Consider the following 25,418-nt stretch of genomic DNA (forward strand, 5'->3'; position numbering starts at 1 on the left):
GAAGCTAGAGCGCCGATATGTCTCGGTCCGCAGTCGCTTTCGCGCCCAAACCGCCCACATATCTCTTCAGATATCCATCAATGTCAAAGAGCAGGAGGCAAAAACAAACCAGAAGCGCCATTCTTACTATGGCGTTTCAGGCCGTTTAACCTCAGTCATTCTTCCCGCTTTGCTGCGCCGCCTTTCGTTGGCGCCGGTCCGCGTCCCGCTGCGGTGTGTGCCGCTTCGGTGAGGGGTGTTCTACGCATCTCGATCGGGGGCCGCAAGAGGGATTTTTGCGAAATCGTCATTTTTCTTCGTTAGGCTTCGTTTTCCTGAGGAAAACTTGGGCAATCTGAAAACGCGCCAGGTCCAGAACACGACCGGGGGCTGTGTTCGATCGCCCTTTCGGGGAAGATTTCGCGCCGAATCTCGATGCGTTGCGGCGATTCTGCCGAGTCGCGCCGGCGAACAGCCCCGTGATTCCGTCTTTCCCCCGGCACCGACAGACGCGGCGCATGAAAAAACCGGGATGGATCGCTCCACCCCGGCCCCAATTCCGCTCTCTTGCAGGCTCAACGCAGGATTCGCCCGCGCATCCGCCAGACCCCCGGCAGCAGAACGGCGATATAGATCAGATCGACGACGATCAGGAACAGCCAGAGCTTCGTGAGCAGAAGACCGACGCCGATCACCGTCCCCATCAGCGTGGCCACCACGCCCAACCCCTTGAGCTTGAGAGACTTCGGCGAGAAAGTGCGCAGCCGCGAGATCATCAAAAGCCCCACGACCCCGAGCCAGATCGCCGCCAGCATCGGCACCGCGCGCGCATCCACCCAGCCCTCGAAACTCAGGAACACCGGCAAAAGCGCCAGAAGCGCCCCTGCCGGGGCCGGAACGCCGGTAAAATGGGTCGTGCTCCCGCCATCCTCGCCACGCATCACATTGAAGCGCGCGAGCCTGAGGCAGGCCGCCGCGGCATAGACGAGCACGAAGACCCAGCCGAGCGCGTTCCCCTCTCCCATCGCGAAGCGGTAAACGAGTACGCCAGGCGCCACCCCGAAACAGAGAAAGTCGGACAGGCTGTCGAGCTCGGCGCCAAATTCGGATGTGGCCTTGAGCCGACGCGCGATCAGCCCGTCGAGCCCGTCGATCGCGGCGGAGAAGAGCAGCAGCAGCACTGCCGTCTCGAATTTACCCACCATCGCAAAACGGATCGAGGTAAGCCCGAGGCACATCCCCGCCAGCGTCACCAGATTGGGAAGAAGCATCAGGAACGGCATGCGTTCGCGGTCTTGCGGCTCAAGGCTCATCGGTCGTCCCGGATCACTGGGGTATTCATGGAATATTCAGTCCCTGCGGCCAAGCCGCGGACCCTCGCGGCTCAGGAGATCGGCGATCACCGTCTCGCCTGCAATCATTGTCTGCCCGATGCAGACCATCGGGTCCACCCCTTCCGGCAGATAGATGTCGAGCCGCGAGCCGAACCGAATGAGCCCGAAGCGCTCGCCGGTTTTCAGCACCGCCCCCTCTTGTACGAAACTGACGATCCGCCGCGCGACCAGCCCGGCGATCTGCACGACGCCATAGCGCAGCCCGTCGGCGGTTTCGACCGCGATGCCATTGCGCTCGTTATCGGTCGAGGCCTTGTCGAGCGAGGCATTCAGGAACAGCCCCTCGTGATAGGCGATCCTGGTGATCCGCCCCGCCATCGGCAAACGGTTCACATGGCAGTTGAACACCGACATGAAAACCGAGACCCGCATCAGCGGTTGATCGCCGAGGCCGAGCTCGGCGGGCGGCACTACGGGCTCGAGAAGCGACACCACCCCGTCGGCAGGCGACACCATGAGACCTTCGCGCGTGGGCGTCACGCGGGGCGGATCGCGAAAGAAATAATAGACCCAGATCGTCAGCCCGGTGCCGATCCAGCCGAGCGGCGCCCAGATCAGGAACAGCACCAGCGTCAGCGCAGCCCCGATTCCGACGAATTTCGCCCCCTCGGGATGCATCGGCTTGATGAAAGTGGAAAGCATGGAAACGGACATTGCGAGCCTTTCTCTTTGGTCTTTCCGTCGGCGCCTTCCTAACGCAACTTGCGGCCGAAGGAAACGGGGGCGCGGCCGCCGGACCGGGGTTGCGACAGAGCGCCCCGGATCCTTGAGCAAAAGACTCGGATTGACTTTTTCGACTCTTTTGCTCATGTTTTTCGGACAAGGAGCCCGCGATGATCATCTGTCACTGTCAGCATATCACCGACCGCGATATCCATGCCGCCATCGACTGGATGCGGGCATCTGACCGTTTTTCCCTCATCACGCCGGGCAAGATCTATCGCGCACTCGGCAAACGCGCCGATTGCGGCACCTGCATGCCGCTTTTCCTTGCCACGATGCAGAGAAATGCCAATCTTGCGGTTCCAGCAGAGGCAGCAGAGGTTCCGGCCGAGCTGCGCAACCTGCGGATCCGATGACACAGGAGAGGATACGGCATGAAAGGCGACGCGAAGGTCATTGATTACCTGAATGCAGCTCTGCGCTCCGAGCTGACGGCGATTTCGCAATACTGGGTGCATTTCCGGCTGCAGGAAGACTGGGGCCTGATGAAGATGGCCAAAAAAAGCCGCGAGGAATCGATCGAGGAAATGGGGCATGCCGACAAGCTGATCGCGCGGATCCTGTTCCTTGAGGGGCATCCGAATCTGCAAAAGCTTGACCCGCTCCGGATCGGCGAGGGCCCGCGCGAAACGCTCGAATGCGATCTGGCGGCGGAGCATGATGCGATCACCCTCTATCGCGAGGCGCGAGAATATTGCGCGGAAGTGGGCGACGTGGTGTCGAAGAACATTTTCGACGCCTTGATCACCGACGAAGAAGGGCATGTGGATTTTCTGGAAACCCAGATCGGTCTTTACGACCGGCTCGGCGCATCTGGCTATGCGCTTTTGAATGCCGCGCCGATGGACGAGGCGGAGTGATCTCTTCCTTCCAGCTCTGCGCGAAGGCTGTGGAAGACCCTTCCGTTTCGGCAGAGCCAAAACGGCCTGGTGGGGGCAACTCCCCCGCCAGGATCTCTTCGGAACTCGTTACTTTGCCTCGAAGGCACAACCGGTCTTGAAGCCGATCTTGCCCAGCACCATCGCCGCCGGGCAGAAACCGGTGAAGGCCGACTGGATCAGGTTCACCCCGATGAATACGGTAAACCACAGGAAATAGATGGAAACGGTCCAAGTCAGGATCACGCTGACAAGCACCATGATACCGGCGAATACGAGAACGGCGCGGTCGAGAGTCATGAGAAGGCTCCGGTTGTTGCAAAGAGAACGTTAACACGCCTTTCCAGCTACCACTCGCCCGCATCGAATTCAAGATCAGGAATATTTCGCAACCTTGACCTTCGTCCGTCCCGGCGCAAGTGAAGGTCAAAGGAGTGTCCCATGGCCAGCACGAAATTCATTGTCGAGGGAATGCATTGCGGCGCCTGCACCGGCCGGGTGGAACGGGCGCTCGCGGCCGAACCGGGCGTGACCGGGGCCAGCGCCAATCTGGTCGCGCGCGCGGTGCGGGTCGAGTTCGCCGCCCCCGCGAGCGCGGCAACACTCGCCGCGGCCCTCGAACGGGCGGGATACCCGGCCGCGGAAGCCGAGACACGGCTGACGATCGAGGGGATGAGCTGTGCAAGTTGCTCGGGCCGGGTGGAACGCGCCCTCGCCGCCACATCCGGCGTGCTCTCGGCTGCTGTCAACCTCGCCACCCACACCGCCACGGTGCGTTATGCGCAGGGGGCGATCGCTCCTTCCGAGCTTGCCCAGGTGGTGACCGAGGCGGGCTACCCGGCGCGCGTCGCAAGCGCCGGGACCGCGCCCGAACCGATGGCACAGCGTCAGGCCAACGAGGTGCGGGTGCTGGGCACCCATTTCCTGCTCGCGGCGCTGCTCACTGCGCCGGTCTTCTTCCTCGCGATGGGACCGCATCTTTACCCGCCGCTCCATCATGCGCTGGCGCGGATCCTGGGCGAAGGCGGCATGCAGGAAATCCAGTTCCTGTTTACCACGCTCGTGCTGGTCTTTCCGGGGCGGATGTTCTTCCGCCTCGGCCTGCCCGCCCTCCTCCGCCTCGCCCCGGAGATGAATTCGCTCGTCGCGCTTGGCGCTGGCGCAGCTTATCTCTATTCGGCAATGGTCGTGCTCACGCCCGCCTTGCTGCCACCGGGCAGTTTCGACGTCTATTTCGAGGCAGCCGCGGTGATCGTGACGCTGATCCTGCTCGGGCGCTGGCTCGAAGCCCGCGCCAAGGGGCAGGCAGGCGCGGCGATCTCCCGCCTGATCGGGCTGCGCCCCGCCACCGCGCGGGTGCTGCGGGACGGCACGGTCATCGAGCTGCCCATCGAGGAACTCGCCTCCGGCGATCTGGTCGAACTGGCGCCCGGCGCGCGCATCGCGGTGGATGGCGTCGTCACCGAAGGTTCCGGTTTCGTCGATGAGAGCATGCTTACCGGCGAGCCCGTCCCGGTAGAAAAAGTGCCGGGCAGCGCCGTCACCGGCGGCACAGTGAACGGCACCTCGGCCCTTCTCTTCCGTGTCACCGCCACCGGCACCGATACCGTGCTGGCCCGCATCATCGCGCTGGTGGAGGAGGCGCAGGGCCAGAAACTCCCGGTGCAGGCGCTCGTTGACAAGGTCACCCGCGTCTTCGTGCCCGCGGTGATGGCCCTTTCCACTGTCACCTTCCTGATCTGGTTCAGCCTCGGACAGGGCCTTTCCGCTGCGCTCGTCGCCGCAATTTCGGTGATGATCATTGCCTGCCCCTGCGCGATGGGGTTGGCCACGCCGGTCTCGATTCTCGTCGGCACCGGGCGCGGTGCGGAACTGGGCCTTCTCTTCCGCCGCGGTGACGCGCTGCAACGGCTCGCCGAGATCCAGACCGTCGCCTTCGACAAGACCGGCACGCTCACCGAGGGCCGCCCGGCGCTGACCGGGCTTTTCCGCGCGGCGCAGATGCCCGAAAACGAGATCTTGCGTCTTGCCGCGGGCGCCGAGTCGCGCTCCGAACATCCGCTCGCCCATGCGATCCTCGCCGCCGCCAAAGCGCGCGGGCTTCCGCCTGCCCGTGCCCGCAAGGTCACCGCCACCCCCGGACGGGGCCTTTCGGCCGAGGTCGAGGGGCGGCAGATCCTGCTGGGCAACTTGGCCGCGCTCCGCGAGGCGGGCATCGATACCACTCCCCTGAACGACGCGGCCGGAGCCTTTGCGCAAGAAGGCAAAACGCCGGTGCTTCTGGCGCTCGACGGAACCCCGGTCGCCGTGCTCGCCCTGTCTGACCCGCCCAAACCCCATGCCGCCGAAGCCGTCGCCGCGCTCGGGCGCGCGGGCGTCGCGGTCACGATGATCTCTGGGGATGCGCAGGCCACGGCCGAGGCTGTCGCGCGCGGGCTCGGCATCACGGAGGTCACGGCCGGGGTGCTCCCCGCAGGCAAGGTGGAGGCGATCACAGCCCTCAAGGCCCGCGGCGCGGTGGCTTTCGTGGGCGATGGCATCAATGATGCCCCCGCCCTCGCGGCCGCCGATGTCGGCCTTGCGCTCGGCTCGGGCACCGATGTGGCCATCGAGGCGGCCGAAGTGGTAATCACCGGCGCCGATCCGCGCGGCGCAGCACGGGCGGTGACGCTTTCGCGCGCGGTGATGCGCAATATCCGCCAAAACCTGTTCTGGGCCTTCGCTTATAACACCGCATTGATTCCTGTAGCGATGGGCGCCCTTGTTCCCTTCGGTGGCCCCGGCCTCTCGCCGATGCTTGCGGCGGGCGCGATGTCGCTTTCTTCGGTTTTCGTGGTCACCAACGCGCTCCGGCTGCGCCGCGCCGCCGGCTGAGCCCGGCCCCTGCCCTCGGGTCATCGGCAAGGCTCCGCCCATCGCGCTCGCGTGAGGGAAAATCTTTTTGCCCGGGCCTTCACGGCTCTGTATCAGGGGTGAAACGAGCCCGTGAAGTCCAGAACCGATGCCCGGAGGCACAATGCTTTCTCGCCGTTCCCTTCTGCTCGGCGCCGCCGCGCTGACCGGCCTTTCGGCCTGTGGCAATGCCAGAATGTCCTCGAAGAGCCCGCCCGACGGGATTGATCTGCACGCCGGGGAAACGCCCGAACTGCGCCACAAGATCAACACCTGGGCTGATCATTACGAAGTGCCGCGCAGCCTCGTGCATCGCGTCGTGCAGCGCGAGAGCGGCTACAACCCCGGCGCGCGCAACGGCCCCTATTACGGGCTGATGCAGATCCTGCCGCAAACGGCGCGTGGCATGGGTTTCTCGGGAGCCCCCGAGAAGCTGCTCGAGGCGGATATGAACCTGCGCTATGGCGTCAAATATCTGCGCGGCGCCTGGCTTTGTGCCGATGGCAATGAAGCCGCCGCAGTCATGTGGTATGCGCGCGGCTATTATTACGAGGCCAAACGGCGCGGCATCCTCGACCAGGTCAGGAGCGTCTGACCCGATCCCTCATGCGCCACCTGCCCCGCCCTTTTCCGGCGGGGTCTTTATTCGGCAGAGCGCAGCACCCGGGCCGGGCGCGCCGCGAGCGGGCCAAGCGCGAAAAGCGTGCCCGCAATCAGTACCGCCGCCATACCGCCCGCAATCACCAGCCCGGCCGCGAGCAGATCGAAGCGGAAGCTGCTCTCCATCACCAGCGTAAGCACCGCCCATCCGGCGAGCGCCCCGACGCCGACAGCGATCCCTCCTGCCGCGGCCCCGAGAATCGCGGCGCGCAGGGCGAAAGAGCGCAGAATGAGCCCGCGCGTGCCGCCGAGCACTTTCAGAAGGGCGGCTTCGCGCGCCCGCGCCTCTTCTCCCGCCGCAGCCGCTCCCAAAAGCACGGCAAAGCCGGTCAACAACGTTACCGAGGCCGCGACAGAAACCGCCGTGGCAATCGCACCGAGCGCCTCGCTCACCCGCGCCAGCGCCTCGCGCACCGGCACCGCGGTCACGGTCGGAAATTCCCGCGCCATCAGCCGCAACAGCTCCGCCTCGGCTGCAGGCGGCGCATAGACGGTGGCCAGGTCGGTATGGGGCGCGCCCGCGAGTGCGGCCGGGTCGAAGGTGAGCACGAAGCCGATCCCCATGGTCGAGAAATCGACATTGCGGAAGGAGGAGATGCTGGCAATGATGTCGCGCCCGAGGATGTTGACGGTGAGCCTGTCGCCGAGCTTGAGCCCCAGCTCCTCCCCTTCCTTGGCCGACACGGAAACCAGGGGCGGGCCGGCATAATCCTGCGGCCACCATTGCCCGGCAGTCAGCGGCTCGCGCGGGGTCTCGGCGAAGGTCACGCCCCGGTCGCCCCGCAAAACCCAGTGCTCGCCAGCCACTTTGCGCGCTTCGGTCCCGTTGATTTCGGTGACGATGCCGCGCAGCATCGGCACGGTGTCGACGCGGCTCACGCCTTCCTGCCCCATCAGCCGCGCCACGAGCGCAGCGCGTTCGGGCGGCGGGATGTCGAGGAGGAAAAAGGCGGGGGCCTCGCGTGGAAGTTCCTCGGCGATGGCGCCCCTGAGCCCGCTTTGCACCTGCGCCACGGCGGAGAGCACCGAAAGGCCAAGACCGAGCGCAAGGATCACCGCCGTCGCTTCCGAACGGCGCGCCCCGATGGCGGCGAGTGCGGCATGAAGTGCAGGGCGGCGGCACGTGCGGGGGGCAAGGTGACGGGCAAGCTTGCGGATGCCCATGGCGGCAAGCGCAAGCAGGGCGAGCGCCACGGCCACGCCTCCGAGTGTTGAAAGCGTCAGCATCACGAGGCCCGAGAACAGCACCGCCGCCAGCACCAGCGCCGCGGTCAGCACGGCGATCAGAACGAGCGTGCCTCTGGGCGGCAGGCCGCGACGGTTGGCTTCACTTTCACGGTAAAGCGTTGCGGCGCGCAATTCACTCAGCTTTGCCAAAGGCCAGAGCGCGAAGATCGCCGCCGTCAACGCACCATAAAGGGCCGCTTCGATCAGCGGGCGGGCCGTCAGCGTGACCTCGACCGGCACCGGCATCACCGCAGCGATCGGCCCCGCGAAGGCCAATACAGCCCCCGCGCCGAAGACAAGCCCGGCACTGACGCCCAGAAGCGTGAGCGCGGCGAGCTGGATCAGGAAGGCCGCGCGGATCGTGGCGCCCGAGGCGCCAAGCGCGCGCAGCGTGGCGATGGTGGCGGATTTGCGCGTGATCCAGGCCTGCACCGTGGCAAAGATGCCAACCCCGCCGACCGCAAGCCCCGCAAGACCGACAAGCACGAGGAAAGAGCCGAGCCGATCGGTGAACCGCTCGACCGAGGGGGCGGCGCGGGTTTCATCGGCCCATTTCATGCCCGCGCCCTTGAACCGCGCGCGCGCCGCAGATTGGAGCGCCGCGACGCTGGTCCCCTCCGGCAGCAGAACCCGATATTTCGTTTCATAAAGTGTGCCCGGCGCCAGAAGCGGCGTGCCCTCAAGCGCGGCAAGCGCCACCACCGAGCGCGCGCCAAAGGACATGCCCGCGCTCGCCGCATCGGGTTCGCGCATCAACCGCGCCATCAATACGAAGGTTTCACCACCGAGCTTGAACCGGTCCCCCACCTTCAGTCCGAGCCGGTCGGCAAGCACCGGGTCTAGAAAGGCACCGGGCGTTCCATCCACGCCGGCGAGTGCTTCGACCCCGACGGGCGGGTCCAGCATGGCCGCACCCAGAAGCGGCCACCCCCCGTCGACGGCCTTGAGCTGGGTCAGCGCGGTCTCACCACCGTCTTCGGTTGTGGCCATCGAGCGCAGATCGACGATTTCGGAGACTCGCGCCGCATGATCAGAGATCCAGCGGCGCTCCTCCGCGCTGGCACGGCGATAGCTAAAGCCGAATTCCGCCTGACCGCCGAGCATCACCGCGCCTTCGGAGGCGAGCCCGGCCTTGATCGCCTCACGCACTTCGCCCACCGCAGCAATCGCGGCAACACCCAGCATCAGGCACAGCAGGAAGATGCGAAAGCCGTTCAGGCCGCCCCGCAATTCGGCGCGCGCGATGCGCAGCGCAAGCCTCATGCCGGTGCCCCTTCGGCCAGAACGCCATCCGCCAGATGCACGAGCCGCCCGCACCGCGCCGCCAGATCGGGCGCATGGGTGACAAGCACCAGCGTCGCCCCGGTCTGCGCCTGAAGGTCAAAGAGCAGATCGATGATCGCGGCGCCGTTCTTGGCATCAAGGTTGCCGGTCGGCTCATCGGCGAGCAAAATCGCCGGGCGCGGCGCCACGGCGCGCGCCAGCGCCACGCGCTGCTGCTCGCCGCCCGACATCTCGGCCGGGTAATGGCCGTGGCGATGGCCGAGCCCGACCCGGTCCAGCTCCGCCTTCGCCCGTGCCTGCGCATCCGCCGCCCCCGCAATTTCGAGCGGCAAAGCGACGTTTTCGAGCGCCGTCATCGTCGGAACAAGGTGGAAAGACTGGAACACGATGCCCATATTCCCTCTACGGAAGCGCGCCAGATCATCCTCGCCCAGCGCGGTGAGATCCCGGCCCAGCGCCGTGACCTGCCCCCCAGTGGCGCGCTCAAGCCCGCCCATCAGCATCAGGAGCGACGACTTGCCCGAGCCCGAAGGCCCCACCAGCCCCACGCTTTCCCCCTTTGTGATGTCGAGCGTGATGCCGCGCAGGATCTCGACCGGGCCCGCGTTTCCCGCAAGCGTCAACCGTGCATCCTTGAGGGAGAGAACCGTGTCGGTCATGCAAACCTGCCTGTCAGTCGTTTCAAAGGGATATGGGGTCTTGCGCGCCCCGGGCAAGGTATTGGTCGCGGGGTTTGCAACGTTTTCGCTCACGCTTTCGGGGGCAATGGCGGAACCGCTCACCCTGTTGGCGGTGGGCGACAGCCTCACGCAGGGCTACGGGCTCCCCCCGGAAGACGGGCTGGTCCCGCAGCTCGAGAGCTGGCTGAACGCCCATGGTGCCGAAGTGACGGTGATCAATGCGGGCGTCTCCGGCGATACGACTTCGGGCGGGCGGGCGCGCCTTTCCTGGTCGCTCACGCCCGAGGTGGACGCGGTGATGATCGAGCTTGGCGGCAATGACATGCTGCGCGGCCAGCCGCCCGAACAGGCACGCGCAAACCTCGATGCGATGCTCGCCGAAGTGACGGCAAAGGGGCTGCCCGTGGCGCTCGTGGGACTCGCTGTGCCGGGGAATTACGGCGCGGACTATCAGATGAAATTCAACGCGATCTGGCCGGAACTCGGCGCGACATACGAGGCCGTGGTGGTGGAGAACCTGCTCGCCCCCATCGCGGCAAAGACGCCCGAGGAACGGGCAAGCGCGGGGCTGATGCAGGCCGATGGCATTCACCCTTCCGCGGCGGGGGTGAAACTCGTGGTCGAGGCGCTCGGCCCGAAAGTGCTGGAAGTGCTCGCGCAGGCGAACCCCGCGCGCTGATCAGCGGCGCCGGTCGAGCGCGACAAGGAGCCCCGCGCCCAGAAGGCTGAGCCCGGCGCCGAGGAAAGCCGCGAGCCCATAGCCCGCAAGCGCCGCGCCGATGGCGAAGACCGCTGCGGAGACACCGTCGCCCGCGAGCTTTTGCAGCGCCATGAGCGAGGCCCCCGCGCCGGGGCGCTCTGCCATCAACTCCTGCAAATAGGCCATCGGCTGGGTCAGCACGATCGCACCACCGATCGCGCCCGAGAGCGTAAGCGCCCAGACCGCGGGGCTTTCGGCGAGGATCGGGATGCCGGCAAGGTGGATGGCGTAAAGCACCGCGCCGATGAAGATCAGCCAGGTCTGGCGGATGCGGCTAATCACGAAGGGTAGCGCCAGCATGAAGGGCACCTCAAGCCCCGCCATGATGCCCGCATAAAGCGCCGTGTCGGAGGGGCCACGGAACGGGATCTGCGCGAACACAAGGCCGACGACGACCATATAAAGCATCACTGCGCCGTTGATCGTGCCGAGTGCGAGCACTCGCACCAGCACTGCGGGATGGGAGATCTCGCGCAAAGCGGCGCGGAAGCTCAGCCCCGAGGGCGCATCGGCCCAGGCCGTCGCCCCGTCGCGCGGCCAGAAAAGCCAGGTCAACGCCAGCATCAGCCCGGCGAAGACAAGACAGGCCGGATAGACCACGGTGAGCGGCGTGCCGGTACGAAACACCACCGACCAGATCGGCAACACCACGACCCAGGGCAGCGCGAACAGCGCGCGCAGGGTGGAAAGCACCGCCGGGCGTTCCTCGGGCGGGCAGGTCGAGGCGGCAAGGCGCGCGAGCGCGAAGACCTGACCGAAGATCGCCCCCGAGATCGGCAGCAAGAGCGCATGCGCCAGCACGAAGACCGGCGTGGTCGGAAACAGCGTCACGAGCGCTGTGCCGAAGGTGAGCGCGCCAATCGCGGTCAGCGCGATCTGGCGACGGTTGGCGCGCTGATCGGCGCGGATGCCGAAAATCACCGAGGCCGAAACGGCGACACAGGCTGCCGCGACGAGAAGCCCGGAAAACGCGCGATCAGAGAGCCCGAAGCGGGTCACCGCGAGCGAGGAGACATAGGGCGCGAGCGTCGCCGCATGGGCACCGAAGAGCACAAGAAGCACCGCGGCAAGGCGCAGCGCAGGGAGCCGCATCAGCGGGCGGAAGGGCGTGGAGAGCGTCATGATGCCGCGATCCATGCGCCGCAGCCGCGCGAAGTTCAAGAGCTTACGGCAGCACCTTGCCGGGGTTCAGGATCCCCTTCGGATCGAGCGCCGTCTTGATCGCCGCCATCATCTCGAGCGCCACCGGATCCTTGTGCGCGGCCATCGTTGCGCGTTTCGAGATCCCCACCCCGTGCTCGGCCGAGAAACTGCCGCCAAGTGCGACGGCTTCTTCGGTCACCGCCGCCCGGATCGCCGCGCCAAGCGCCGGATCGGAGCGCGAAGGATAGGCGGTGTAATGCAGATTGCCATCTCCCAGATGGCCGATCACCAGTTCTTCGGCCTCCGGATCGAGTGCCGCAAGACGCGGTGTCATCCGCACGAGAAACGTCTCCAGCCGGTCGAGCGGCAAGGCAATGTCGCAATCGACGATATCGGGCGTGGTGAAGGTGATTTCGGCGGCTGATTCGCGCATCTCCCAGAGCTTGCTGCGCTGCGCAGTGGATTGCGCGATCACCGCATCCTGAATCCGCCCCGCGGCTAGCGCCGCCCCCAAAAGCGCTTCGAGCCGGGACACGGGATCGATCGCCGCGCCGGTATCGGTGGGCGTGGTGCTGGCGATTTCGACGAGCAGGTTCACCGGCGCGGGCGGGAACGGGCAGGCCAGCCCCGGGCGGGCGGAGGCGAGCCGGTCCATATAGCGTTCGGGCATGAACTCGAACGCCTCGACCGCACCGCCGGTGGCCGCCTGAATCGCATTGAGGAGAGCAAGCGCATCGGCCAGAGTCTCAAGCCCGACAAGCGCGGTGGCATAGGCCGTGGGCGCCGGGGTGAGCCTGAGCACCGCGGCGGTGATGATGCCGAGCGTCCCCTCGGCGCCGATGACCAGATCGCGCAGATCATAGCCGGTGTTGTCCTTGTGCAGACCGGTCAGTCCGTGCCAGATCCGCCCGTCGGCCAGCACCACTTCCAGCCCGAGGCAGAGTGCGCGCGCCGATCCGTAACGCACCACATTCGACCCCCCCGCATTGGTGGACAAAAAACCCCCCACCATCGCGGACCCCTTAGAGCCGAAGGTAAGCGGGAAGGCGAGCCCGTGCCCCCCGGCAAGATCGTGGAGCGTTTCGAGCACCACGCCCGCCTCGGCCACAACGGTTCGCGCCTGCACGTTGATCTCGCGCACCTTGTTGAGCCGCGCGAGCGAAAGCATCAGCGCCCCTTCGGCATAGGTTCCGCCATTCAGCCCGGTATTGCCTGCCACCGGCACCACTTTCGTGCCGGTCAGATGGGCGAGACGCAGCACGGCGGCCACTTCTGCGGTGTGTGCGGGGCGCACCACGGCGAGCGGGGTCCAGCGGTAATGACCGGTCCATTCGCGGCCGAAACGCGCAGCGTCGGCGCCGGTGAGCACGTGGTCAGGGCCGAGAATTTCGGCAAGCTTGGCGATCAGGTCCATCGCAGTTCCGCACGATATGGAAGGGCCGGAAAGAAGTCTGCGCTTCTTCCCGGCCCGGTGTCTAGAAGGGCTCAGCGGTTCAGCACCGCCAACTGAAGAAATCAGCGGGCGCTGCTGCCAGCATACGCTTGGCGAGTTCCTCGCCCAGCCGTTCACCATCGGTGGCAGGGCCGCGAATCGCATCGGCGATCGCTTCCGAACCATCGGGGCGCAGGATCTCGCCGCGCAGCCAGATCTCGTCGCCATCGATGATCGACAGACCCGCAATCGGGGTCTCGCACGAGCCATCGAGCGTGCGCAGGAAGGCGCGTTCGCAGGCGAGCCGCAGCCCCGAGGGGCCATCCATCAAGGGCAAGAGCAGTTCGGCGCAACGTTCGTCAGCGATCCGGCGCTCGATGCCGATGCAACCCTGCGCCACGGCGGGCAGCATGTCTTCGGGCTCGATCGAGGATTTCGCCACATCCGACATGCCCAGACGGTTCAGGCCGGCGCGCGCAAGGAAGGTGGCATCGGCCACGCCGTCTTGCAGTTTTTTCATCCGGGTCTGCACGTTGCCGCGGAACTCGACCATCTTCAGATCGGGGCGGCGATAGGCGAGCTGCGCGCGACGACGAAGCGAAGAGGTGCCGACCACAGCGCCCTCGGGCAGGGCATCCAGCGAGTCGTATTTCAGCGAAACGAAGGCGTCGCGGGTGTCTTCGCGCGGCAGGTAGCAGTTGAGGATCAGTCCCTCAGGCTGCACCGTCGGCATGTCCTTCATGGAATGCACGGCAATATCGATGCCGCCGGAGATCATCGCCTCTTCGATCTCTTTGGTGAAGAGGCCTTTGCCCCCCACCTCTTTCAGAGGCTTGTCGGCGGCGATCAGGGCCGCGTTGTCGCCCGAGGTCTTGATCACGACGATCTCGAAGGCGTCTTCGGGCAGATCATGCGCGGCCATGAGCCGCGAACGGGTCTCAAAGGCTTGCGCGAGCGCCAGAGGGCTGCCGCGGGTGCCGATCTTCAGCGGGGCTTTGGGCGAGGGCATCTGTTCCATACGCTTGGCATATCCGCGTCAGATTGCCCGCGCAAGCTTTACAAGTGTCAACAAGACTTGACATTCAGCCGCAGGGGACGATGAAAGAGAGCAAGTAAGGAGGCCTCCATGACCGACAAGACGATGCTGCGCGCCCTCAAGGGTGAAGTTCTTCCCACGCCCCCGGTTTGGCTGATGCGGCAGGCGGGCCGCTATCTGCCCGAATACCGGGCCACGCGCGCGCAGGCGGGCGACTTCCTTTCGCTGTGCTACACGCCCGATCTGGCGGCGGAAGTGACGCTGCAACCGATCCGCCGCTATGGCTTTGACGCGGCGATCCTGTTTGCCGATATCCTGCTTTTGCCGCAAGCGCTCGGGCTCGACCTCTGGTTCGAAACCGGCGAAGGGCCGCGCATGTCCACCGTCACCTCGATGGAGGGCGTGAAGGCGCTCAAGGGCAAGGATGACATCCACGACAAGCTCGCCCCGGTCTATGAGACCTGCAAGATCCTCTCGCGCGAGCTGCCGAAGGAAACCACCTTCATCGGCTTTGCCGGCATGCCCTGGACCGTGGCGACCTACATGATCGCGGGCCGTGGCTCGAAAGATCAGGCCGCTGCGCACAAGTTCAAAGACACCGACCGCGCCGCCTTCTCGGCGCTGATCGATGCGGTCACCGATGCGACGATCGAATATCTCTCCAAACAGGTCGAAGCGGGCTGCGAAGTCGTCAAGCTCTTCGACAGCTGGGCGGGCTCGCTCAAAGGGCAGGATTTCGAAGATTTCGCGGTCGCACCGGCCAAGCGCATCACCGCCGAGCTGAAAGCCCGCTTCCCCGGCCTGCCGGTCATCGCCTTCCCGCGCGAGGCGGGCGAGGGCTACATCGGCTTTGCGAAAAAGACCGGCGCCGATTGCGTGGCGATCGACAATTCGGTCTCGCCCGAATGGGCCGCCGCGAATGTGCAAAAAGACGGCTGCGTGCAGGGCAACCTCGACCCGTCCTATATGGTGACGGGCGGGCAGGCGCTGGTCGAGGCGACGCAGAAGGTGGTGGCGGCGTTCAAGAACGGGCCGCATATCTTCAACCTCGGCCATGGCATCACCCCCGAGGCCGACCCGGAAAACGTCACGCTGCTGATGGAAACCATCCGCAAGGGGTAAGCTGCGGTTGGGAGACCAAAGCAAAAGGGGGCCGCAAGGCCCCCTTTTCTTATGTCGGTTTTCAGGCCTTGCGCGGCTTTTTCGGTCCGGGCTTGCCGGGTTTCGGCCCGGGCCCCGGCTTCGCGCCATATTTCGCCTTCGGCTTGCCGTCCTTTGCCGCGGCACCATGGCCCCCTTCGCGCGCCCAGGGCGCGGCCTTGCGGCCCTTGGGCGCCGCGCCATCGGGTTTGCGGGCCGGGCGCTCGGCGGGCTCGAAGCGCGCCTCACCCTCGGCACGCTCCTCGCGCGGCGGGCCCTTGCGATGCGGCTTCGGGGCCGGTTTGTCCCCATAGCTGCGCGCGGCATAAGGCTTTTTCTCGTAGGGCTTGCGCTCGGCGCGCTCGCCCCCCTTGTTGCCCCAGCGCGCGGGCTTCGGCGCCGGACGGTCGAGCCCCTCGGGCATGCCCGGCAGCGTCTCGACGGTGCATTTGCCCTCCATCACCCGGTCGGGCCCGAGCCCCGCCTCGAACCGCGCCGCCATGCTTTCATGGATCTGCACGAAGGTCGCGTCCTGCATCACCCGGATCATGCCGATGTCGCGGCGCGTCAGGTCCCCCGCACGGCACAGCATCGGCAAGAGCCATTTCGGATCGACCCATTGGTCATGCCCCATCGAGAGCCGATACCAGCGCGCAGCGCCAAATTCTTCGCGCGCCCGCGGCTTCGGCCCCTCGCCCACCGTCATCGGCACGATATCTTCGGGCGGGGTGCGCGCGGCGCGGAACTGGCGCAGCACCGCTGCCGCCAGTTGCTTGGCCGGAAACGCCGCCAGCAACCGCTCGACAGCGTCGAATTCCTCGGCCGTCACCGGCTCGGTGAGGCCGGGCTCGGTCAGCATCCGCTCTTCGTCGCGCGCGAGAATCGCCTCGGGCGTGGGCGCGGTATCCCAGGTGACCGCCACTCCCGCCTCACGGATCAGCCGTTCGGCCTTGGCGCGAATGTTCACCGGCACGACAATCGCCGAAAGCCCCTTGCGCCCGGCCCGACCGGTCCGGCCCGACCGGTGCAAAAGCCCCTCGCGGTTCATCGGCAGATCGGCATGGATCACCAGTTCAAGCCCCGGCAGGTCGATGCCGCGCGCCGCCACATCGGTGGCAATGCACACCCGCGCCCGCCCGTCGCGCATCATCTGCAGCGCACGCGAGCGTTCGTCCTGTGTGAGTTCCCCCGACAGCGCGACGACCGAGAAGCCGCGGTTCAGCAGCCGCCCGGTGAGATGGGCAACAGCCGCGCGGGTCGAGCAGAACACGATCGCGCGTTCGGCCTCATGAAAGCGCAAGAGGTTGACGATCGCATTCTCGCGGTCGCCCCTGTCCACCAGAAAGGCGCGGTAGTCGATATCGGCATGGCTTTCGCGCGCGGTGATGGTGGAGATCCGCTCCGCCTCGCGCTGGAACGTGCCCGCCAGCCGCTCGATCTCGCGCGGCACGGTGGCCGAGAACATCAGCGTGCGACGGCTCTCGGGCGCCGATTCCAGAATGAATTCGAGGTCTTCGCGGAAGCCGAGGTCGAGCATCTCGTCGGCCTCGTCGAGCACCACCGCTGAAAGCGCGGCCAGATCAAGCGCGCCGCGCCGGATATGGTCGCAAATCCGCCCCGGCGTGCCGACAACGATATGCGCGCCGCGCTCGAGCGCGCGGCGCTCGGCGCGCGCATCCATGCCGCCCACGGCGCCCGCGATCACCGCCCCCGCGCCGGCATAAAGCCAGCCCAGCTCGCGGCTCACCTGCATCGCCAGCTCGCGCGTCGGCGCCACCACAAGCGCGCGCGGCAGATCGGGGTAAGGCGAAATCCCGGACTCGCCGATCAACTCGCCCGCCATCGCCAGGCCGAAGGCCACGGTCTTGCCTGACCCCGTCTGCGCAGAAACGAGCAGGTCGCGCCCCGCGATCTCGGGTTTTGTCACCGCCTCCTGCACCGGCGTGAGGGCTTCATAGCCTCGCGCGACCAGCGCCTGTGCGAGCGCTGCGGGAAGATGGGGAAACTCGGTCATGGGGGCGCTTTCATATGGCGGAAAGCGCGGCTTCTACGCCCCTTCCGCCCAAAAAGAAAGCCCAGACTGCACCGCGGCGCAAAATACTGGCCCTTCGACTTTGCCCCAATATCCCGGGGGAGTCACGGCACGCAACAGGGGGCCGCGCCCCCTCCCCCGCTTGTCAACTGCGCCGCCGCAGTCGAGAATGCGCCAAATCAGGAGGCCCCGATGCGCCAGCTCGCCCTTTTCGCCCTCATTGCCCTTGCTGCCTGCGGCACGCCGCAGGAACGCTGCATCCACCGCGAGACCCGCGAGTTGCGCAACCTGCAATCGTTGCTCGGAGAAGTCGAGGGGAACCTGGCACGTGGCTATGCCTATGAGGAATACGAGGTGCCGATGACGCGCTGGGAGGTCTGCGGGCAGGATCGCATCACCCGCGCCGACGGCACGGTGATCGAGAAATCGCGCATGTGCCTTGAGGATTATTCGGTCACCCGCACCCGTCAGGTGGCCATCGACCCCGCCACCGAGGCGCGCAAGCGCGACGGCCTGCGCGCAAAGATCAAGGCGCTCACGCCCGCGGCCGAAAATGCGGTGGCGGCCTGCAAGGCCACCTATCCCGAATGATCAATAGGCGGGCACGCAGACCGGATCGAGCAGGCCCCGCCCGCCGTCGATAGTGACGATCTGGCCCGTCACGAAGCCCGCGCCCGGCGAGGCGAGATATTGCACCGTGTCGACAAGCTCGGAGGCGGCGGCGATCCGGCCGAGCGGCGTGCCCTCGGCAATCGCGCCGCGCCAGGGCGTGTTTTCCTTCAGCGCCACTTGCAGAGAGGCGCTCATCAGCGAGGCGAAGGCCACCCCGTTGACCCGGATCCGGTGCGGCGCCAGCGCCACGGCCAGCGCCCGTGTCGCCTGGTCCTGCGCGGCGCAGGCGATGGAATAGTTGAGCAGTTGCGGCTGGTTGCGGCAACCGGCAAGGGTCGAGACGTTGATGATAGAACCAAGCTCCCCCGTTGTCCGCTCTTCCTTCTCTGCCTGGGCGATCATCCGCTTTGCCGTCATCTGCGCGAGCCTCAGGCTCGATTTCATGTTCTGCGCCAGCATCTCATCGAGCCCGGTATCGGAATAATCGAGCGGATCGGGGGTCGGCGCAAAGACGCGCGCGGCATTGACCAGAACATCGATCCGTTCGAAGGCATCGACCGCGGCCGAAAGCAGATTGGCGGCGGTGAGCTTTTCACAGAGATTGCCGGTGAAGAGCCGCACCGGGCCGTTTTCGTCACGCGCCGCATCGCCCCATTCGGCCTGCAGCCGCGCCTCGTCGATATCGGCGCAAATCACATGCGCGCCGCGGTCGAGGAAATGGCGCGCGATGGCGAGGCCGATGCCGTTGGCGGCACCGGTGACAATAGCGGTCTTGCCGGAAATGGCGAGCGTCATGAAGGCTCCTTTGGCTGGTCGGGGCGGCGCTCTCAGCGCCGGGCACGCACGACGCGACGGGGTTTCGCGGGTTCGGCGGCGGGGGCGGCCGGGGTCTTCGCGGCATGGGCAATCGGCCGGGCGGCATGGAAGATACGGAAGGCGCCATCGCGCCCGGAGGGGGGCGTGATCTCGGTCACCTCGTGAAAGCGCTCGCGCAGCACCGCCTCATAGGGCAGATGCCGGTTCGCCACCATCCAAAGACTGCCCGAGAGCGATAGCATGCCCGCCGCGGCGCGGATGAAGGCGGCGCCGAGTGCCGGATCGGCGGCGCGGGTGGTGTGGAAGGGCGGGTTCATCACCACGCAAAGCGGCCGCGGATCGGGCGCGAAGGCGCGCGCATCGGCCCAATGGAACACTGCGCGCGGGTCGGTCACGTTCTGGCGCGCGCACTCGAGCGCGGCGGCCTCGGCCTCCACCAGATCGAGCCGTTCGACGCCGGGCCGCGCGAGGATCTGCGCCGAGAGCCAGCCCCAGCCGGCGCCAAGATCGACCACGCGGGCGGGCAGATGCTCGGGCAGGCAGGCGGCCAGAAGCGCCGAGCCGCGATCGACGCCCTCGGCCGAAAACACGCCGGGGCGCGTGGTGAACCCCGGCGCTGGCGTGATCGGCTGCGCCTCCCATCCCGCCAGCGCGCCGGGCGCGGCGGTAAAGGAAAAGATCTTTCCATGCGCCTTGGCGATCGGGTCGGTGACAGCGATCCGGGCGCGCAGATCCTTCAGGATCGAGTCGATCCCGTCGGTCTTCTGGCCATCGACGAAGACCGGCCCGCCGGGCAGAACCGCTTCACAGGCGGCGGCCAGAAGCGCGCGCGCCTCGGCCTTGGCGCGCGGCACGAAGACCACGGCGGCCGCATAGGCCCCCTGCCCCTCGGCCGACACCTCGAAGCCGCGCGCGCGCAGCGCATCGTGATCGGGGCGGAAGCCTTGAAGGACATGGAGCCGCGCTTTGGGCAGCGCGGAAAGGTCAGTTTCCGCCGTGGGGCGGAACAGGGCAATGCGCCCCTCGGGTGGCAGGGCAGCCGGCGCGTCAAGCGCAAGCGACAGGCGGGACTGGCTCATGACGGGCTCAGAGGGCGGGCGCCCTCACTCCTTTTCCATCGTGCATTGCAGCGGATGCTGGTGGCGGCGGGCGAAATCCATCACCTGGCCCACCTTGGTCTCGGCCACCTCGAAGGAATAGACGCCCACAACGGCAAGCCCCTTCTTGTGCACCGTCAGCATGATCTCGAAGGCCTGGGCATGGGTCATGCCGAAGAACCGCTCGAGAATATGCACGACGAATTCCATCGGTGTGTAATCGTCGTTCAGAAGCAGCACCTTGTACATCGGCGGGCGCTGCGTGCGGGTCTTGGTCTTGGTGGCAAGCCCGGCATCGCCCTCGGACTCGCCATCATCTCCGGCGCTGGCCATAAGGGGGTGAAGCACGGGGTCCTCCGGGGGCAGGGAATCGTTGCGCATGGGGCGCAATATAGGAACATGGTGTCAGAAAAAAAGCCTTTGCGGAACAGTTGCCAAACGGCAGCCCTCGCGGCAGGCTGCCGCGGCGCCGGTCACAGCCGTGCGCGGGCCAAGGAGGCAGCATGGCACTGACCACGATCGGCTTCGATGCCGATGACACGCTGTGGCACAACGAGCGGTTCTTCCGCCTCACCCAGGCGCGGTTCGAGGAGATGCTCGCAGGCCATGCGGAGCCCGCACATCTGCATGAGAGCTTGCTTGCCGCAGAGAAGCGCAATGTCGGCGCCTATGGCTTTGGCGTGAAGGGGTTCACGCTGTCGATGATCGAGACCGCGATCGAGGTGAGCGAGGGTCGGGTGCCCGCAACGGTGATCGGCGAAATCCTGGCCGCGGGGCGCGAGATGCTCGCCCATCCGATCGAACTCCTGCCCGCGGCGCGCCGCGCGGTGGAGGCGCTTTCGGGCCAGTTCCGACTCGTTTTGGTGACGAAGGGCGATCTGCTCGATCAGGAACGCAAGCTTGCGCAATCGGGGCTCGGGGAGCTTTTCGACGCGGTCGAGATCGTCTCCGACAAACACGCAGAGACTTACGCGCGCGTGTTCTCCCGCCATGGCACCGGGCCGGCCGAGGCGATGATGGTGGGCAATTCGCTCAAGTCCGACGTGCTGCCGATGCTCGAGGCGGGCGGATGGGGCGTGCATGTGCCCCATGAGATGACCTGGGCGCTCGAACACGCGCCGCGCCCCGAAGGCCATCCACGCTTCGCGGAACTCACGGACCTGGGGGGGCTCGAGGCCCTGATCACAAGAATAGGATGAACGTCCCGAGGCACGCGTCTGCTCTCTTTGACCACGCGGAAAGGTGCAACCAACACTACAGGATGAGGGGTCATCGCTTACGCCCGCAACATATAGTATCAACCCCTGATCCGTTGCCTTAAGGCCGCAATTGAACCCTTTGAATCTTGATGGTTTTCAGCGCGTGAAAGCCGTGTTAGGCTTGTTCTAAGCCCCCGGGATAAAAGGGGGTATCCAGAGGCAGATCAAGGGCAGTGCCGTGACCAGGCTTTCGTGCTGGGTCCGTTCAGGGCTAGCGGTAATTCTTCTCATTATGGCGCCGGTGGCGCTCTGGGCGGCGCCTTTTGCCGCCTATGTGATGGACGCGCGCACCGGCGAGGTGCTCTATCAGCAAAACGCCGACACAAGGCTCCATCCCGCCTCGCTCACCAAGATGATGACGCTTTACATCACTTTTCAGGAGATCGAGTCCGGTCGGCTCAGCCTCAACACGATGGTGACGGTCTCCGCCAATGCGGCCGGTCAGGCGCCCTCGCGCCTCGGGCTGAAAACGGGGCAGAAGATCGCCGTGCGTTATTTGATCCGCGGCGCCGCGATCAAATCCGCAAACGACGCCGCCGCGGCGCTTGGCGATTACATCGGCGGCAACGAGGCGAATTTTGCCGCCCGCATGACCGCGACAGCCAAGCAGCTCGGCATGAAGAACACCACGTTCAAGAACGCCAACGGTCTCACCCGTGCCGGTCACCTTTCGACCGCGCATGACATGGCGATCCTCGGGCGGCATGTTCTCTACGATTTCCCGCAGTACTATAACCTGTTCTCGCGCCGCACCGCCGATGCGGGGGTGATGCGCGTGGCCAATACCAACCGCCGCTTCCTCGACGCTTACGAGGGTGCCGACGGCATCAAGACGGGCTATACCGTACCCGCGGGCTTCAACCTCGTCGCCTCAGCCAAGCGCGGCAACAAGCGCATCATCGCGGTGGTCTTCGGCGGCACGTCGACCGCAAGCCGCAATGCGAAAGTGGCCGAACTTCTGGATCTCGGCTTCGCCCGCGCCCCCGATCGCGCCCGCACCGAAAAACCCGAACCGCCGATGCTGCTGGCCAGTGCGGCAAACGATATTGCCGGGCCGCAAGTCGGCGCCACTCCCGACGCTCCCGATGAAGGCGAAGAGGCGCGCATCGCCGGGCTTGCCCGCAGCCCGCGCCCGCTTGCCCGCCCGGCCCCGGTGGCGCTGGCTGCGGCCCCCGAACCGGTCGCCATGCCGCAGATCGATGCCGATGCCATCGCGGCCGCCGTGGCGCTTGCCGCCGCCGCCCCGGTTGTAACCGTCCCGGTTTCGGCTGCCCCCGCGGTGACCGTCGCCGCGGCCAACACGGCGAGCGCGCGGCCGGCGGCGAAACCTGCCGCGCCAGCTCCCGAGGTGGAGATCGCCAGTGCCGATCCGGACGAGGATCTGGCCGGGCCGGAACCGCCGGTGACCCTGGCGCAGGTGACGAGCCCGCAGCCCGAAACGCTGGCGATGATGGATGAGGGCGTGATCGAACAGGGCGATACCGATGCCGGCGCACCGATCTTCATCCAGACCGCGACCCCGCAACCCGAAACACTGGCGATGGACCGCCGTCACCGCAACGACACGGTGATCCTTGCCGCGCTCGGCCCGCCCGCTCCCGCGCCGCAGGCCCGCCGCGAGGTGGTGGCCCGCGCCTCGAGTGCCGGGGGGCGGCAATATGGCGTCAGCCTCGGCAAATACAATTCCCAATACGCCGCCGAACAAGCGCTTCTGAAAACAGCCTTGATGGAAAGCACCGCACTTGGCGAGGGGCTGCGCAAGGTTGCCGCGCGCCCCACCGGGCATGAGGCGCTGTTTGTGGGCCTGACCCGCGCCGATGCGGACCTTGCCTGCGCCCGTCTTGCGGCCAGATCGGTCACCTGCTCGGTGATCGGGCCCTGACGCCCTGCCCCGCTTCAATACAAAAGGCCCGGGCAACGCGCCCGGGCCTTTTGTATCTTTGAGATGTCAGCGCATTCAGGCCTTGGGGTGATCGTCATACTGGCCCGAGAGGATGCGCTCGGCATCGCCCTTCGGGTCTTCATATTGACGGTTCTTCAGCGCCCAGATGAAGGCGACAAGGCCGAAGCCCCCCAAAAACAGCGAGATCGGAATGAGATAAGTCAGCACCGACATGGACGGTCTCCTTAGCGCAGCCGCAGCGAATTGAGCGACACGGTGATCGACGAGGCCGACATCGCAAGCGCAGCCATGAGCGGCGTGGCAAAGCCTACGAGCGCGAGCGGCACAGCGACGACGTTGTAAAGCGCCGAGACCGCGAAATTCTGCTTGATCCGGGCGCGGGCTTGGTGCGCGATGCGCAGCGCGTCGCCGACCGGCGCCAGATCCTGACCCAAAAGCACGATGTCGGAGGCGGTGCGGGCCGCATCGAGCGCAGAGGCGGGAGAGATCGAGACATGGGCTGCGGCAAGAGCGGCGGTGTCGTTGAGCCCGTCGCCCACCATCAGCACCCGCGCGCCCTGCCCCATCCGTTCGGCCACGAGCGCCGCCTTTTCGGCGGGCAGCGTGCCAGAGCGCCAGTCGCGAATGCCGAGCCGCTGTGCGAGCGCCGCCACCGCCGCCTCGACATCGCCGGAAACGAGAAGCACCTCTTTGCCCTGCGCCTGCAAAAGCGCCACCGCCTCGGCGGCACCGGGGCGCAGATGATCGGTGAAGCGGAAGGAAACAGAAGCCTCCGTGCCGATGCGCAGATGGGTCGCGGTGGTTTCTGCGGGCATCGCGCCAACCCAGTCCGACCGGCCCAGCCGCAGCAGGCGCGCCCCAAGCCGCCCCTCGACGCCAAAGCCCGGCACTTCGCGCAGCGCATCAAGCCGCGCGGGCACAATGCCTTGCGCCAAGGCCGCGCCGTGCAGCGCCTTGGCGAGCGGATGCGCCGAAGCCGCGGCCAACGCCGCGGCAATCGACAATGTCTCGGTGTCGAAATTGGCAAGGTTTTCGGGCACCGGCGCGCCCATCGTCAGCGTGCCGGTCTTGTCGAAAACGACAGTGTCCACCTCGGCAAGCCGCTCAAGCGCGGTGCCGTCCTTGATCAGCAGCCCCTTGCGGAAAAGCTTGCCGCTCGCCGCGGTCACCACGGCGGGCACGGCAAGGCCGAGCGCGCAGGGGCAGGTGATGATCAGCACCGAAGCCGCGATGTTGACGGCAAGGCGCAGATCTCCCCCGCTCGCCCAGAGCCAGAAGCCGAAGGCCGAAAAGGAGAGCAGATGCACGAGCGGCGAATAGAGCCGCGCGGCACGTTCGGCCAAGGTCGTGTAGCGGGTCTTGGCGCTCTCGGCCATGGCGACAAGGTCGGCCATGCGATGAAGCGAGCTGTCTTTCCCCGCCGCTGTCACGCGCAAGGTGAGCGGGCCGGTGAGGTTCACCTCGCCCGCCGAGAGCATCGTGCCGGGGCCGACGTAAACGGGGAGCGTCTCGCCGGTCAAAAGCGAACGGTCAGTCTCAGAGCTGCCCTCGATCACCTCGCCATCGGCCGGGATACGCCCGCCCGGGCGCAGCCGGATCAGGTCACCGGGGCGCAGATCGGCCACCGGCACCACCTGCTCCACCCCGCCCCGCCAGAGCGTCGCGCGCGGCACTTCCAGCGCGGCAAGCTCCTCGGCGGCAGAGCGCGCCACGGCGCGGGTGCGGTAATCGAGATAACGCCCGACAAGGAGGAAGAAGGCGAGCATCACCGCCGCGTCGAAATAGGCGTGATGGCCGTGGTGCATGGTCTCGAAGATCGAGATCCCGGAGGCCAGCACGAGGGCGAGCGAGATCGGCACATCCATGTTGAGCCGGCCATGGCGCAGCGCGCCCCAAGCGGAGGCAAAGAACGGCTTGCCGGCAAAAACGACGGTGGGCAGCGCAATCGCCGCCGAGATCCAGTGGAACATGTCGCGCGTGGCGGCCTCTGCCCCCGACCAAACAGCGATCGACAGAAGCATGATGTTCATCATCGCGAAACCAGCCACGCCGATCCGCATCAGAAGGTCACGACCGCGCTTGTCGGTCTCGGTGGCCGAAAGCATGCCGGGGTCAAGCTCATAGGCTTCATAGCCGATGCGGTCGAGCCGGGCGATCAGGTCTTCCGCCGCCACCCCCGCCTCGGCATCGACCGAAACCCGCTTGAGCGTCAGGTTTACTCGCGCCGAGCGCACGCCGGGGGTGGCCTCCATCTCGCGCTCGACATCGGTGATGCAAACGGCGCAATGCGCTGTGGGCAACGAGAGCATGATCCGCGCGCCCTTGATATCGCCCGATCTGGCGAGGTCTTCCGCCGAGGGCGCGGCCAGGCAGGCCGGGCAGGCAGAGGCAGAAACATGGTCCTCGCCCGCCTCCGCGGCGAGATCATATTCGGGCGCTTGGCGCGCGGGCGCGAGGGGGGCAACAGTCAT

General features: G+C 66.5%; 24 protein-coding genes. 10 read left to right on the plus strand and 14 right to left on the minus strand.

All coding sequences use genetic code 11. The annotated features are described in order from the left end of the window. Window positions 1-232: hypothetical protein (locus tag CRO22_RS19055; protein ID WP_217991892.1), on the plus strand; the 232-nt coding region annotated here is incomplete at its 5' end. A 322-nt stretch (window positions 233-554) separates the two neighbouring features. Here CRO22_RS19055 and pssA read toward each other — a convergent pair. Then, complete coding sequence (gene pssA, locus CRO22_RS11515) at window positions 555-1,292, minus strand: CDP-diacylglycerol--serine O-phosphatidyltransferase (RefSeq protein ID WP_097070310.1); 738 nt, start codon at window positions 1,290-1,292, stop codon at window positions 555-557. A gap of 36 nt (window positions 1,293-1,328) precedes the next feature. After that, complete coding sequence (locus tag CRO22_RS11520; RefSeq protein WP_097070311.1) at window positions 1,329-2,183, minus strand: phosphatidylserine decarboxylase; 855 nt, start codon at window positions 2,181-2,183, stop codon at window positions 1,329-1,331. Between the two features lie 23 nt (window positions 2,184-2,206). Between CRO22_RS11520 and CRO22_RS11525 the strand changes: the two genes are divergently transcribed. Next, window positions 2,207-2,452, plus strand: a complete 246-nt coding sequence (locus CRO22_RS11525; protein WP_097070312.1) for a (2Fe-2S)-binding protein — start codon at window positions 2,207-2,209, stop codon at window positions 2,450-2,452. Between the two features lie 18 nt (window positions 2,453-2,470). Further along, entirely contained in the window at window positions 2,471-2,956 is a 486-nt protein-coding gene (gene bfr, locus CRO22_RS11530; RefSeq protein WP_097070313.1) for a bacterioferritin, read from the plus strand. A gap of 108 nt (window positions 2,957-3,064) precedes the next feature. Here the strand turns inward: bfr and CRO22_RS11535 are convergent, their stop codons facing one another. After that, window positions 3,065-3,274: a YgaP family membrane protein gene (locus CRO22_RS11535; RefSeq protein WP_097070314.1), complete on the minus strand. Its 210-nt coding sequence runs from the start codon at window positions 3,272-3,274 to the stop codon at window positions 3,065-3,067. Window positions 3,275-3,415: 141 nt separating this feature from the next. Between CRO22_RS11535 and CRO22_RS11540 the strand changes: the two genes are divergently transcribed. Together CRO22_RS11540 and CRO22_RS11545 are read left to right on the plus strand one after the other, a co-directional pair. Then, window positions 3,416-5,848, plus strand: coding sequence for a heavy metal translocating P-type ATPase (locus CRO22_RS11540; RefSeq protein ID WP_097070315.1), 2,433 nt, complete (start codon window positions 3,416-3,418; stop codon window positions 5,846-5,848). 142 nt (window positions 5,849-5,990) lie between these two features. Then, window positions 5,991-6,461 carry a transglycosylase SLT domain-containing protein gene (locus tag CRO22_RS11545; protein WP_097070316.1) on the plus strand — a complete coding sequence of 157 codons (471 nt, stop codon included), beginning with the start codon at window positions 5,991-5,993 and terminating at the stop codon, window positions 6,459-6,461. 47 nt (window positions 6,462-6,508) lie between these two features. On the opposite strand, the gene CRO22_RS11550 is transcribed toward CRO22_RS11545, so the two are convergent. Beyond that, complete coding sequence (locus CRO22_RS11550) at window positions 6,509-9,016, minus strand: ABC transporter permease (RefSeq protein WP_097070317.1); 2,508 nt, start codon at window positions 9,014-9,016, stop codon at window positions 6,509-6,511. Further along, complete coding sequence (locus CRO22_RS11555; protein WP_097070318.1) at window positions 9,013-9,696, minus strand: ABC transporter ATP-binding protein; 684 nt, start codon at window positions 9,694-9,696, stop codon at window positions 9,013-9,015. The genes CRO22_RS11550 and CRO22_RS11555 overlap by 4 nt, the downstream gene beginning before the upstream one ends. On the opposite strand from CRO22_RS11555, the gene CRO22_RS11560 reads away from it, so the two are divergent. Continuing rightward, on the plus strand, window positions 9,695-10,396 hold the full coding sequence (locus CRO22_RS11560) for an arylesterase (protein ID WP_097070319.1): 702 nt from the start codon (window positions 9,695-9,697) through the stop codon (window positions 10,394-10,396). The genes CRO22_RS11555 and CRO22_RS11560 overlap by 2 nt on opposite strands. Here CRO22_RS11560 and CRO22_RS11565 read toward each other — a convergent pair whose 3' ends face one another. From CRO22_RS11565 to hemC, 3 genes are all read right to left on the minus strand, one after another. After that, window positions 10,397-11,614, minus strand: coding sequence for a hypothetical protein (locus CRO22_RS11565; protein WP_141399442.1), 1,218 nt, complete (start codon window positions 11,612-11,614; stop codon window positions 10,397-10,399). It abuts the gene before it with no gap. Between the two features lie 28 nt (window positions 11,615-11,642). Then, entirely contained in the window at window positions 11,643-13,034 is a 1,392-nt protein-coding gene (locus CRO22_RS11570; RefSeq protein WP_097070321.1) for an FAD-binding oxidoreductase, read from the minus strand. Window positions 13,035-13,113: 79 nt separating this feature from the next. Further along, the gene (gene hemC / locus CRO22_RS11575; protein WP_176518631.1) at window positions 13,114-14,061 is read right to left on the minus strand and encodes a hydroxymethylbilane synthase; all 948 of its coding nucleotides are present in this window, start codon (window positions 14,059-14,061) and stop codon (window positions 13,114-13,116) included. Window positions 14,062-14,178: 117 nt separating this feature from the next. On the opposite strand from hemC, the gene hemE reads away from it, so the two are divergent. Then, complete coding sequence (gene hemE / locus CRO22_RS11580; RefSeq protein ID WP_097070323.1) at window positions 14,179-15,210, plus strand: uroporphyrinogen decarboxylase; 1,032 nt, start codon at window positions 14,179-14,181, stop codon at window positions 15,208-15,210. A gap of 61 nt (window positions 15,211-15,271) precedes the next feature. Here hemE and CRO22_RS11585 read toward each other — a convergent pair whose 3' ends face one another. After that, the gene (locus CRO22_RS11585) at window positions 15,272-17,242 is read right to left on the minus strand and encodes a DEAD/DEAH box helicase (protein ID WP_097070324.1); all 1,971 of its coding nucleotides are present in this window, start codon (window positions 17,240-17,242) and stop codon (window positions 15,272-15,274) included. A gap of 210 nt (window positions 17,243-17,452) precedes the next feature. On the opposite strand from CRO22_RS11585, the gene CRO22_RS11590 reads away from it, so the two are divergent. Then, the gene (locus CRO22_RS11590; protein WP_097070325.1) at window positions 17,453-17,851 is read left to right on the plus strand and encodes a hypothetical protein; all 399 of its coding nucleotides are present in this window, start codon (window positions 17,453-17,455) and stop codon (window positions 17,849-17,851) included. Here the strand turns inward: CRO22_RS11590 and CRO22_RS11595 are convergent, their stop codons facing one another. From CRO22_RS11595 to clpS, 3 genes are read right to left on the minus strand one after another with little or no spacing between them, the layout of a single operon-like run. Next, on the minus strand, window positions 17,852-18,667 hold the full coding sequence (locus CRO22_RS11595; RefSeq protein WP_097070326.1) for an SDR family NAD(P)-dependent oxidoreductase: 816 nt from the start codon (window positions 18,665-18,667) through the stop codon (window positions 17,852-17,854). Between the two features lie 32 nt (window positions 18,668-18,699). Next, complete coding sequence (locus tag CRO22_RS11600; protein ID WP_097070327.1) at window positions 18,700-19,767, minus strand: class I SAM-dependent methyltransferase; 1,068 nt, start codon at window positions 19,765-19,767, stop codon at window positions 18,700-18,702. 24 nt (window positions 19,768-19,791) lie between these two features. After that, the gene (clpS, locus tag CRO22_RS11605) at window positions 19,792-20,118 is read right to left on the minus strand and encodes an ATP-dependent Clp protease adapter ClpS (protein WP_097070328.1); all 327 of its coding nucleotides are present in this window, start codon (window positions 20,116-20,118) and stop codon (window positions 19,792-19,794) included. Between the two features lie 170 nt (window positions 20,119-20,288). On the opposite strand from clpS, the gene CRO22_RS11610 reads away from it, so the two are divergent. Together CRO22_RS11610 and CRO22_RS11615 are read left to right on the plus strand one after the other, a co-directional pair. Beyond that, on the plus strand, window positions 20,289-20,984 hold the full coding sequence (locus CRO22_RS11610) for an HAD family hydrolase (RefSeq protein ID WP_097070329.1): 696 nt from the start codon (window positions 20,289-20,291) through the stop codon (window positions 20,982-20,984). Between the two features lie 238 nt (window positions 20,985-21,222). Beyond that, the gene (locus CRO22_RS11615; protein ID WP_245860959.1) at window positions 21,223-22,926 is read left to right on the plus strand and encodes a D-alanyl-D-alanine carboxypeptidase family protein; all 1,704 of its coding nucleotides are present in this window, start codon (window positions 21,223-21,225) and stop codon (window positions 22,924-22,926) included. 75 nt (window positions 22,927-23,001) lie between these two features. Here CRO22_RS11615 and ccoS read toward each other — a convergent pair whose 3' ends face one another. Together ccoS and CRO22_RS11625 are read right to left on the minus strand one after the other, a co-directional pair. Beyond that, a complete protein-coding gene (ccoS, locus tag CRO22_RS11620; protein WP_097070331.1) occupies window positions 23,002-23,160 on the minus strand; it encodes a cbb3-type cytochrome oxidase assembly protein CcoS in 159 nt (52 codons plus the stop codon). Between the two features lie 11 nt (window positions 23,161-23,171). Continuing rightward, window positions 23,172-25,418 (minus strand): heavy metal translocating P-type ATPase, encoded by a 2,247-nt coding sequence (locus CRO22_RS11625; RefSeq protein ID WP_097070332.1) that lies wholly within the window; start codon window positions 25,416-25,418, stop codon window positions 23,172-23,174.

The organism is Rhodobacter maris, assembly GCF_900217815.1.
Taxonomy (GTDB): Bacteria; Pseudomonadota; Alphaproteobacteria; order Rhodobacterales; family Rhodobacteraceae; genus Rhodobacter; species Rhodobacter maris.